Here is a 1779-nt window from a genome sequence, read left to right as displayed (position 1 = left end):
GGGTGTGGATGTCGCGCATCCCGACGATCGGGGTGCACCGTGACTGGCGCTTGCCGACCGGCCGGCGCCGGTAGCGCTTATGCGGCAGGCGGATACCGTGGGCCTTCAACGTGGCGATGGGTGTGGCGTAAATGTACTGGTAGATCGCCTCATGACTGATGGTTTCCCCGCCAGTACCCGGTGCGAACTCGCCGGGTGGAAACCGCCGATCGGTGTGCGTGGTGGGGTGTGACGAGGAGTTCATGTCCCCGATGGTGCCAGTAGCCTCCTGCTTCAGCCGCTCGGCCAGGCGCTTGGGACCCACCCCACGCGACAGGTCGAAAGCCAGGCGGGCCAGTAGTCGTGGCGAGCGGGCGGCTTTGCGCTGCTGGGGGCGCTTTCTACTGTGCTCGGCGGTGTAGTCAGCGTGCAGGGGGTCGTAGACACCTGAGGTGCGGGCGTTGCGGGAGACTTCCCGGCTGATCACCGACACGTTGCGCCCGGTCTTGGTAGCGATGGTGCGCAGAGTGTTGCCGTCGTCGAGCAGGGACCGGATCCACATACGCTCCTGAAAGCTGATCTGCTTACGGGCCTTGATCCTCGGCCAGGGCAGAGCGGCAATCGGTTGGTCGGGGTGGTGTCTGGTCATGGTGACCATCATCGTCATCGCTGAGGGCTCCTCGTGGGCAAGCGAGCCAGGAACCTGTCAGGCCCTGGGGTGTTGCTTCCACGATATGAACGGGCGCTTACCTTCCGTGGTGGAAGCAAGTGAGCTGGCGGCACTGCGAAGCAGTTCCGAAGCAACGATCATTTTTCCGGCCGACTTCGACCACGAATTTGCCGCCGACACGATCCCGCTATCGTCACCGGCGAACATGACTGTCAGTGCCTTCAGGGGTGTCACCGCCTCCACGGCCGCAATTGGGGGAACATAGCCGAGGTCCAGTATAGGAGTCTCGACGCGCGAAGGGAGGATATAATTCTCAAACTCCTCCATGGACTCATCGAACTCCAACATCATCTTGAAGGCGCCCTCCGACGCGATCTCCTGAGCGCGCAAGGACTTCGCCAGCGGAACCAGAGAATCATACAGCCACCCAACATTCGAGATCGCAGCCGTCGTTGCAACCGCAAGGGAACCCGGATGACCGAGAAGATAGGATGCATACTGAGTGGATACGGCAGTCAGGGAAGGTGAAGTAGTAAACAAAGATGTCACAGCATCATGGAGTCCAATGCCATTCAACTCCCTATTAGCAAAGTCGACCCCCTGAGCAACTCGCCGTAGACTATCATAGTCATACTTAAACATAGAATCCCCCACCTAAGATATTCTTGAACAATTGAAGCACCGAAACCGAACGCTGACATTCCACATTTGCAGCACTATCTGCACTTCCCGAAAACGCGCTATACCTCCCCACCGCTACCTGATCAACAGCAATGCAGCCTACCGCCAACTCCGCCGACCCCGCCCCCAGCCTGAGATATCCATGTAGAGGATCAAGATCGTCCTGATCAATCTTGGAAAACGCACGATAGTCCTCGACGAATCCAATATCAAAAGTACGAATTCCGGAATTGATACTGTCGGCTGCAACCAAGCCACAAAAGGCTATTCCCAAGCCATCATCCGGAGAAACGTCGACATCGAGTCCGATTTGCCCAATTCTATTGTCAATTTCGGGATGACAGGGTTCAGGCATGTCCTCCCACTGCGGCATCATCGCCCTCTCCCCGAGCAGCTCCAGGACGACAGGTTGCCCCACGAATCGTTGGGACTTGTACACCAGGTTATCC

General features: G+C 58.0%; 3 protein-coding genes. All 3 read right to left on the bottom strand.

The window, feature by feature from the left end:
- Positions 1-646: transposase (locus tag ACT3S3_RS15215; protein WP_444627011.1), on the bottom strand; the 646-nt coding region annotated here is incomplete at its 3' end.
- A 39-nt stretch (positions 647-685) separates the two neighbouring features.
- Positions 686-1291 (bottom strand): hypothetical protein, encoded by a 606-nt coding sequence (locus ACT3S3_RS15210; RefSeq protein ID WP_444627010.1) that lies wholly within the window; start codon positions 1289-1291, stop codon positions 686-688.
- The coding region (locus ACT3S3_RS15205; RefSeq protein ID WP_444627009.1) for a hypothetical protein at positions 1284-1779 on the bottom strand (496 nt) is incomplete at its 5' end. The genes ACT3S3_RS15210 and ACT3S3_RS15205, both read right to left, overlap by 8 nt.

The organism is Corynebacterium sp. AOP40-4SA-5 (assembly GCF_052377355.1).
Classification (GTDB): domain Bacteria; phylum Actinomycetota; class Actinomycetes; order Mycobacteriales; family Mycobacteriaceae; genus Corynebacterium.
This window is presented reverse-complemented; position numbering and strand designations above follow the sequence as displayed.